Annotated in this window: 10 protein-coding genes and 1 pseudogene; 3 read left to right on the top strand and 8 right to left on the bottom strand. The window is 63.7% G+C overall.

Features of this window, described 5'->3' with window-relative positions; all coding sequences use genetic code 11:
- From EN994_RS10525 to EN994_RS10510, 4 genes and pseudogenes are all read right to left on the bottom strand, one after another.
- A pseudogene (locus tag EN994_RS10525) lies at positions 1 to 233 on the bottom strand (cytosine deaminase); the annotation flags it as partial.
- A gap of 3 nt (positions 234 to 236) precedes the next feature.
- Positions 237 to 1,088 carry an ABC transporter permease gene (locus EN994_RS10520; protein ID WP_063168223.1) on the bottom strand — a complete coding sequence of 284 codons (852 nt, stop codon included), beginning with the start codon at positions 1,086 to 1,088 and terminating at the stop codon, positions 237 to 239.
- A complete protein-coding gene (locus EN994_RS10515) occupies positions 1,075 to 1,902 on the bottom strand; it encodes an ABC transporter ATP-binding protein (RefSeq protein ID WP_063168224.1) in 828 nt (275 codons plus the stop codon). The genes EN994_RS10520 and EN994_RS10515 overlap by 14 nt, the downstream gene beginning before the upstream one ends.
- Before the next feature lie 11 nt (positions 1,903 to 1,913).
- Positions 1,914 to 2,918 carry an ABC transporter substrate-binding protein gene (locus tag EN994_RS10510; protein WP_013531126.1) on the bottom strand — a complete coding sequence of 335 codons (1,005 nt, stop codon included), beginning with the start codon at positions 2,916 to 2,918 and terminating at the stop codon, positions 1,914 to 1,916.
- 264 nt (positions 2,919 to 3,182) lie between these two features.
- Here EN994_RS10510 and EN994_RS10505 point away from each other — a divergent pair, with 264 nt between their 5' ends.
- Together EN994_RS10505 and EN994_RS10500 are read left to right on the top strand one after the other, a co-directional pair.
- A complete protein-coding gene (locus EN994_RS10505; RefSeq protein ID WP_024501344.1) occupies positions 3,183 to 3,566 on the top strand; it encodes a RidA family protein in 384 nt (127 codons plus the stop codon).
- Between the two features lie 54 nt (positions 3,567 to 3,620).
- Complete coding sequence (locus EN994_RS10500) at positions 3,621 to 4,424, top strand: creatininase family protein (RefSeq protein ID WP_127307522.1); 804 nt, start codon at positions 3,621 to 3,623, stop codon at positions 4,422 to 4,424.
- A gap of 103 nt (positions 4,425 to 4,527) precedes the next feature.
- Here EN994_RS10500 and EN994_RS10495 read toward each other — a convergent pair whose 3' ends face one another.
- The gene (locus EN994_RS10495) at positions 4,528 to 5,037 is read right to left on the bottom strand and encodes a tyrosine phosphatase family protein (RefSeq protein ID WP_063168226.1); all 510 of its coding nucleotides are present in this window, start codon (positions 5,035 to 5,037) and stop codon (positions 4,528 to 4,530) included.
- On the bottom strand, positions 5,034 to 6,083 hold the full coding sequence (gene cobD / locus EN994_RS10490; RefSeq protein WP_127307521.1) for a threonine-phosphate decarboxylase CobD: 1,050 nt from the start codon (positions 6,081 to 6,083) through the stop codon (positions 5,034 to 5,036). Before cobD ends, EN994_RS10495 begins: the two co-directional genes overlap by 4 nt.
- On the opposite strand from cobD, the gene cbiB reads away from it, so the two are divergent.
- Positions 6,082 to 7,053 (top strand): adenosylcobinamide-phosphate synthase CbiB, encoded by a 972-nt coding sequence (gene cbiB, locus EN994_RS10485; RefSeq protein WP_063168227.1) that lies wholly within the window; start codon positions 6,082 to 6,084, stop codon positions 7,051 to 7,053. The genes cobD and cbiB overlap by 2 nt on opposite strands.
- Positions 7,054 to 7,089: 36 nt before the next feature.
- Here the strand turns inward: cbiB and cobO are convergent, their stop codons facing one another.
- Positions 7,090 to 7,704: a cob(I)yrinic acid a,c-diamide adenosyltransferase gene (gene cobO / locus EN994_RS10480; protein ID WP_063168228.1), complete on the bottom strand. Its 615-nt coding sequence runs from the start codon at positions 7,702 to 7,704 to the stop codon at positions 7,090 to 7,092.
- 1 nt (position 7,705) lies between these two features.
- The coding region (locus EN994_RS10475) for a bifunctional adenosylcobinamide kinase/adenosylcobinamide-phosphate guanylyltransferase (RefSeq protein ID WP_206530394.1) at positions 7,706 to 7,832 on the bottom strand (127 nt) is incomplete at its 5' end.

Genomic DNA, 7,832 nt, shown 5'->3' with positions numbered 1-7,832 from the left:
ATATGCGTGTGGCAGTCGACGAAGCACGGCAGCACGATGCGACCGCCGAGATCGACGGCGTCGGCAGACGCTTTCAATCGGCCATGCGCGGCGATGTTGGAAATCTTGCCGTCGGCGACAGTGACGTCGGCAAGCGCGAAGCCATCGCTATCGGGGACAGCAGCGAGCCCCGGTGTCAGGGACGCGTGAAGCCTGACGTTGGTAAGCCGGTATGAACCAGTGTTGGGAATCAAGGCCTAGCGCTCCTGCTTCAGCGCGCTTTCATGCCAGCGCCGCAAGATGAGATGCGATATCAGCGACAGCACGAGGAAGATCAAAATGCCGGTCAGCGAGATCAGGAACAGCGCCGCGAACAGCCGCGGCGCGTTGAGCCGGTAGCCGGCCTCGATGATGCGCGAGGCAAGGCCGGACGACTGGCCGGTGGTACCGGCAACGAACTCGGCCACCACGGCGCCGATCAGCGACAGGCCGCCGGCGATCTTCAACCCGCCGAGGAAATAGGGCATCGCCGCCGGCAGCCTGAGATAGCGCAATTGCTGCCAGCGCGTCGCGCCGTTGAGCTTGAACATATCGCGCAGATTGCGGTCGACGGAGTTGAGGCCAAGCGTGGTGTTGGACAGGATCGGAAAGAAGGCGACGATCCAGGCGCACAGCAGAAGCTTGGTCGTCTGGTCGTTCACATAGATGTTGATCAGCGGAAAGATCGCCACGATCGGCGTCACCTGCAGCACGATGGCGAAGGGGAAGAACGACATCTCGACCCATTTCGACTGCGCGAACAGCACCGCCAGCCCGACCCCGCCTATGACCGCCAGAGCCAAGCTGAGAAAGGTGATGCGCAAGGTGACCAGCAGCGAGGAAAACAGCAGGCCGGCATCGTTGTAGAGCGTCCACAGCACCACGCCGGGACGCGGCAGGATGTATTGCGGGATCTCGTTCCACACGCAGATGCGATCCCACAGCCAGATCGCCAGGATCATGATCGCCAGCGGCAGCACCCAGCGGCCGATCCGTTCGAACCGCGCCTGGCGCACGCGGCGTGCTTCCTCGGGGTCGAGTTCGAGCACGCGCTCGTCAATGGCCGTCATAATGCGCGCCTGCTGTTGAGTTGATGGCCTTGACCAGCACGTCGGAAGCCTGACGGCACAGTGCCGCATAGTCTGGCGAGGTGCGAAACGCCTCGTCGCGCGGATAGGAGGCCTCGATGGCGAGTTCGTCGAACACCCTGCCCGGCCGCGCCGCCATGACGACGACGCGGTTGGACAGGAACACGCTTTCGAAGACACTGTGGGTGACGAAGACGACGGTGAACCGTTCGTCCTGCCACAGTTCCAGGAGATCGTTGTTGAGCTTGAAGCGGGTGATCTCGTCGAGTGCCGCGAACGGTTCGTCCATCAGCAGCACGCGCGGTTTGGTCACCATGGCGCGCGCTATGGATACGCGCATCTTCATGCCGCCTGACAGTTCGCGCGGCACCGCGTTTTCGAAGCCGGTCAGGTGAACCCGCGCCAACATCTCCGTTACCGCCGGTGTCGCCTTGGCGTGCGAAATGCCTTTCAGCCGAAGCGGTAGCCAGACATTGTCGAAAACATTGGCCCAAGGCAGCAGCGTCGGCTCCTGGAAGACGAAGCCGATGTTCGAGCGGTCGAGCGAGCCGCCACCGCGCCAATCGAGCACGCCGGAAGTTGGCGTCGACAGGCCGGCGATCAGCCGCAGCGCCGTCGACTTGCCGCAACCCGACGGCCCGAGCAGGCTGACGAAATCGCCTTCCCGGATGGTCAGGTCGACGTCGCTGAGCGCCGTCACGCCGTTGGAGAACACCTTGCCGACGCCCTTCAGCGCCAGGAGCGTCGGGGCCGCACCCGACGCAGCCGGCGCTTGCGCCACTTTTTCCCTTATCATTCCGGGGCGGCCTATTTCTTCAGCTCGAGCCCGACGCCTTTGTTGATGAAGGTCAGCGTGTAGGCCTTCTTGATGTCGATGCCGGCTGGCGTGACCTTAGCCTTTACCATCTTGTCGTAGAAACTCTTGATCCGCGCGTCGGTCATGGCGCCGATGCCGAGCTTTTCGGTGTCGCCGGAATCGGCCAGGCCGAACTTCTTCATCTGCTCGATCGAGAACGCGATCTGCTCGTCGCTCATGTCGGGATTGTCTTTCTTGATCATGTCGTTGGCGGCTTTGTTGTCGCCGTAGAGATATTTGTACCAGCCCTTGGCCGAGCCATCGACGAAGCACTGGACCACCTCCGGCTTCTTGTCGATCGTGTCCTGCATCACTTCGATCGTCGTCGAATATGTGTCCCAGCCATAGTCGGCGAGCAGGAACTGGTTCGGCACGAAGCCGCCTTCCTTCTGGACCGCGAACGGCTCTGAGGTGACGTAGCCCTGCTGGATCGACTTCTTGTTGGCGAGGAAGGGAGCGGTGTTGTAGGTGTAGGGCGCGCGTTTGGAGGCGTCGAAGCCGAGTTCGATGACCATCCACTGGAAGAAGGTCTGCACGCCCTCGTCGCCCAATATGTACTGGTCGGCGTTCTTCAGGTCCTCCCATTTGTCGAGCCCCTCGCCGGGGTGGGACATGATGACCTGCGGGTCCTTCTGGAAATCCGCCGCCACCACGCGCATCGGTATGCCTTGCTGGACCGCATCGAAGGCCGACAGCAGATTGCCGCCCATGTAGAAATCGATCTTGCCGGCCAGCAGCATCGGCCGGCCGCTGACTTGCGGACCGCCCTGCATGATGGTGACGTCGAGGCCGCAGGCGGCGTAGGTGCCGTCCGCCACGGACTGGTAATATCCGCCATGTTCCGGCTCGGCCAACCAGTTGGTGCCGAAGGTGACTTTCTCATTCGCAGCCGCACCCAGCGTGCTGGCTGCAAGCAGGGCCACAACCGCCACCGAGATCTTCTGTTTTCCGTACATCGACACCACCCTCTGTTTGCTCCGGCGCGCCACGCGCCAGGCTCGACACCAAAGATTCAAGAAGCAAGACACATGCCACCGGCGTCTGGCGCCGGGACCGCCCGCTTGAAAGACGTTGCCATGCCAAGCGCGAACGGGTCATGCTGTACGGAAGGCATCGTGCCTATTTTTTGAACGGCTGTCCACAATCGCCCGGGCAACATGCACCGCCATCTTGAAGGTGTAATGAGTCCGGCTTTAGGTGGCGGCATCCAGGAGATTGCCATGTTCAAATTCCTCACCCCGAAGTCCATCAAGCCGCCCTTTGCCCGCTACAGTCACGGCGTCGAGGTGCCGGCCGGCAAGCGGCTTGTGCTGTGCTCGGGCCAGGTCGCCATCACCGCCGACGACCTGATTCCCGAAGACGCCGGAGCGCAGGCCGAACTCTGCTTTCAAAACATCGCGGCGATTCTCGGCGAAGCCGGCCTGGGTCTCAGGGATATCGTGCGCATCAACGCCTATGTCACCGACCGCGCGCATCTGCGGCCCTATATGGACGTCCGCGACCGGCTGTTTTCGAGCCCCGCGCCAGCGTCGACATTGATGATTGTTTCCGGCTTTGCCCGGCCCGAATTCAAGGTCGAAATCGAGGCCATCGCGGCGGGGTGATCGACAGGCCGCCCGTCCCGCGCTAGGTCTGCCTGACCATTGAAGAGGCATGACATGACCGTACCCAAAAGACGCGTGTGGTGGGGCGACTACCGGACCACCGAATACGCCTCGATCGATCCCGAGGCGACCATCGCCGTGCTGCCAGTGGCGGCGATCGAGCAGCATGGGCCGCATCTGCCTGTTTCGACCGACACGTCGATCATGAACGGCATGCTCGACACGGTCATTTCGCGCCTGCCCGACGATCTCGACATCCGCATCCTGCCGGTGCAGGCCGTGGGCAAATCCAACGAACACCTGCATGCGCCGGGCACCCTCACTCTGCCGGCAACCACGCTGATCGAAGCCTGGACCGAGCTTGGCCTGTCGATCGCGCGCGCCGGTGTGCGCAAGCTGATCGTGGTCAATTCGCATGGCGGCAACGAGGAGATCATGGGCGTCGTCACGCGCGAATTGCGCGTGCGCGAAAAGATGCTGGCGGTGAAGACCAGCTGGCAGCGTTTTGGCCGTCCGGCCGGCATGTATACCGAACTGGAGGACCGTCACGGCATCCATGGCGGCGATGTCGAGACCTCGCTGATGCTGCATTTCCGGCCGGACCTCGTGGACATGGGCAAATCAGACAATTTCGTTTCCAATGTCGCCAAGGCCGAAAAGGAATTTTCGCTGCTGCGCCACACCGGCACCCACGCCTTCGCCTGGATCGCCAGCGATCTCAACCCGAACGGCGTCGTCGGCGACGCCAGCATCGCGACGGCGGAGAAGGGCCGGCTGACGGCAGAATATCAGGCCGACGGCTTCATCAGCCTGCTGCAAGATGTGCGCAAGGCGAAGCTCGCGGAGTGGTTGACGTAGCCTCCAAACCAGTGGCAAGCGCTGTCATCGCTATTCCAGATCCTCTTGAACAAACGAGGCGATGGAGGAGGCGGATCAGACGAACAACGATATGGGGGCAAAGCTAGCTGTCGATCCTCAGCGCAAAGGGCGTGCCTTCAAAGGCGTCCGCGCCGCGCCCGATCGATTCGATCGCCTCGACCATGCGGCCGTTGCGCTCAAGCAACGCATCGGCCACGGCGATCAGTCGCGGATTGGGCGTTGCCGAAGGCGACAGCGCCCGCAGCGTCCGCGCCAATTCGGCCTCGTCACGCTTCGGCGCCAGTGCTGCCGCGATGATATAGGCCGAAGCCGTCGAGCGGCTGATGCCGGCATAGCAATGCACGAGCATCGGCCTTGCCCGGTCCCACCGGCGCGCGAAATCGAGCAGATTGCGGACATGGTCTTCGCCCGGCATGGTCATGCCGTCCTGCGCCACCGCGATGTCGTGCATGACCAGATGCAGGTGGTTTTCCCTCGAGATCGAGGCCGGCCGCACCACCTCCGTTCCGGCGGCGAGCAGCGAAAGCATGCGGTCGGCGCCGGTCCTGGCCACCGTTTCCTCGATCTTTGCAAGCGAGCAGACATGGATCATCGTTTTGAACCCTTCGATTGATGCTTGCGCCGCGACGCCCACTCGGCAAGTGCGGATTCGAGCCGCTGCCATTCCTCCTCACTGCCCGGCAGGCCGGCGCGCAGAACGTCAGGCCGGTCGGCAAAATGGCGAAGCAGGATGCCGCGCTCGCCGAGCGCTGCAAACAAATCGGCGGCATTGGTCAGACTGAGGAAACGATACAGTGTGGTTCCGCCCGCAACAGGAACGCCGAAGCGGCTGAAAAGCGCATCGAGACGCGCCGATTCACCGGCCAACGACGCCCGCATCACGTCCTGCCACCCGATGTCGGCAAGCGCGCGGATGCCATATTCCAGCGCCGGGCCGGCGACGGCCCATGGTCCGAACTGCGTATCCAGCCGGTCGACCGTCGCAGTATCGGAAAGTGCAAAGCCGAGCCGCAGCCCGGCCAGGCCAAAGAACTTGCCGAACGAGCGCAGCACGACGAGGCCGCCCCGACCGACATCGCCCGCGACGCTGTGCTGACGCGGGCCGACATCCATGAACGCCTCGTCGACGACCAGCAGTCCGCCCTTGGCGCGCAATCCGGCGGCCAGAGCCAGCAACCGGCCGCGCTCTATGACACGTCCATCCGGATTGTTCGGATTGACGATGATGACGAGGTCGGCGTCCGCCAACGCTTCGAAATTATCGACCTCCGCCACCTGGTGCCCGGCGATCGCGGCAGCGCGGGCATGTTCGGCGTAGGTCGGACCCAGCACCAACGCCTTGCCGGGCGAAATGAGCGACGCAACGCGCGGCAACAGGATCTGCGTGCCCGGCGCCGCCACGACGTTGGCTGGCGACGGCGCGCCGTAAGTACTGGCCGCGATCTCTGTCAGGTCGCGTGTGCGCGCGGCTTCCGGCAACCGCGACAGCGAGGTGGCGGGCAGGTCGAAAAGCGGGTAGGAGTGCGGATTGATACCGGTCGAGAGGTCGACGAAAGGCAGCAGGGCGTTGGGGAAAAGCACCCTCGCGCGGCCAAGACTTCCACCATGGTCCACAACCGCCCCATTAAGAAGCTTCATGTCAGTCCTGATCGCTTTCCTGTCATTGGTCGTCGAATTCGCCCTCGGTTACCCCGACTGGCTGTTTCGCGCCATCGGCCATCCGGTGACGTGGTTCGGCAGGCTGATATCCTTTCTCGACCGCAGGCTCAACCGCGCCACTGATCCCGACGCGCTGCGTCGCAAGCGCGGTGTCCAGGCGCTGCTGGTCATCGTGCTGGTGCCGGCGATAATTGGCCTGGGCGTGCAGATCCTGTTCTGGTTCGTTCCCATGGGCCTCGTCATCACGGCCCTTCTGGCAACGTCGCTTCTGTCGCAGAAGAGCCTCTATGAGCATGTCGAGGCGGTGGCTGACGCCCTCGACACCGGCGGCATCGCCTTGGCCCGCCTTGCCGTTTCGCGGATCGTCGGTCGCGACCCTGAAACGCTCGACCGGGCCGGTGTCTGCCGCGCGGCGATCGAGAGCCTGGCCGAGAATTTTTCCGACGGCATCGTCGCCCCTGCCTTCTGGACCGGCGTCGGCGGCCTGGCCGGCGGCGCCGCCTACAAGGCCGCCAACACCGCCGATTCGATGATCGGCCACCGCACCCCGCGCCACGAGGCGTTCGGCTGGGCGGCGGCGCGCTTTGACGATTGGATCAACCTGCCGGCGTCGCGGCTGACGGCGCTTCTGATCGTGCTGGCGGCGTTCTTCGTCAAAGGCGCTGATGCGAAAAAAGCCTGGCATGCGGTGCGGCGCGACGCGAAAAAACACCGCTCGCCCAATGCCGGCTGGCCGGAAGCGGCGATGGCCGGTGCGCTCGGCCTGGCGCTCGCCGGCCCGCGCTTCTATGGCGGCGTGCTGGTCGACGACGTCTTCATGGGCGAAGGTGGGCGGCGTGAAGCCGACAGCCTCGACATCAGGCAGGCGCTGAAACTCTATCGCGTCGCCGACTATCTGCTGATCGCTCTGTTCGGGTTGGTTTCGGTCGTTGTCATCGTTGTGACCTAACCTCACCCTCCCCCGTCTGGGGAGGTTGAGGAACACTCAGAACTCGATCCCCTGCTGCGCTTTCACGCCGGCGGAAAAATGATGCTTGGTCACGCTCATTTCGGTGACGAGGTCTGCGGCCTCGACCAGCGCCGGCTTGGCGTTGCGGCCGGTGACAACGACATGCAGGCCCTCGCGCCGCGCTTTTAGCGCGCCAACCACTCTGTCGAGATCGAGATAGTCGTAGCGCAGCGCAATGTTCAATTCGTCGAGCACCAGCAGGCTGATCGACGGATCGGCCATCAGTTCGAGCACCTTGGCCCAGGCGGCTTCGGCGGCAGCGATGTCGCGCTTCAGATCCTGGGTTTCCCAGGTGAACCCCTCGCCCATCGCGTGCCACACGACACGGTCGCCGAAGGCGGCGAAGGCGTCTTTCTCGCCGGTGTGCCACTTGCCCTTGATGAACTGGACGACACCGACGCGCTTGCCGTAGCCGAGCATCCGCAGCGCCAGCCCGAAGGCGGCCGTGGTCTTGCCTTTGCCCGGGCCGGTGTTGACGATGAGCAATCCCTTCTCGACCGTCTTGCTCGCCACCTCGGCATCCTGCACCGCCTTGCGCTTGGCCATCTTGGCGCGGTGGCGCTCTTCGTCCTTATCGTCGATATCGGTCATATCATTTCACCTTGAGCGGCAGCCCCGCCACCATCAGCAGCACCGTATCGGCAATCGCCGCGACCTGCTGGTTGAGCCGGCCGGCGGCATCGCGAAAGCGGCGCGCCAGTGCATTGTCCGGCACGATG

It is taken from the genome of Mesorhizobium sp. M7A.F.Ca.CA.002.09.1.1, from assembly GCF_003998555.1.
In the GTDB taxonomy this organism is placed as follows: Bacteria; Pseudomonadota; Alphaproteobacteria; order Rhizobiales; family Rhizobiaceae; genus Mesorhizobium; species Mesorhizobium ciceri.
This window is presented reverse-complemented; position numbering and strand designations above follow the sequence as displayed.

Excerpts from the sequence above, each read along its gene's own strand:
- cbiB (WP_063168227.1), top strand. The coding sequence starts at position 6,082 with ATGTCAGTCCTGATCGCTTTCCTGTCATTGGTCGTCGAATTCGCCCTC.
- EN994_RS10510 (WP_013531126.1), bottom strand. The coding sequence starts at position 2,918 with ATGTACGGAAAACAGAAGATCTCGGTGGCGGTTGTGGCCCTGCTTGCA.
- EN994_RS10515 (WP_063168224.1), bottom strand. The coding sequence starts at position 1,902 with ATGATAAGGGAAAAAGTGGCGCAAGCGCCGGCTGCGTCGGGTGCGGCC.
- EN994_RS10495 (WP_063168226.1), bottom strand. The coding sequence starts at position 5,037 with ATGATCCATGTCTGCTCGCTTGCAAAGATCGAGGAAACGGTGGCCAGG.
- cobO (WP_063168228.1), bottom strand. The coding sequence starts at position 7,704 with ATGACCGATATCGACGATAAGGACGAAGAGCGCCACCGCGCCAAGATG.
- EN994_RS10505 (WP_024501344.1), top strand. The coding sequence starts at position 3,183 with ATGTTCAAATTCCTCACCCCGAAGTCCATCAAGCCGCCCTTTGCCCGC.
- cobD (WP_127307521.1), bottom strand. The coding sequence starts at position 6,083 with ATGAAGCTTCTTAATGGGGCGGTTGTGGACCATGGTGGAAGTCTTGGC.
- EN994_RS10500 (WP_127307522.1), top strand. The coding sequence starts at position 3,621 with ATGACCGTACCCAAAAGACGCGTGTGGTGGGGCGACTACCGGACCACC.
- EN994_RS10520 (WP_063168223.1), bottom strand. The coding sequence starts at position 1,088 with ATGACGGCCATTGACGAGCGCGTGCTCGAACTCGACCCCGAGGAAGCA.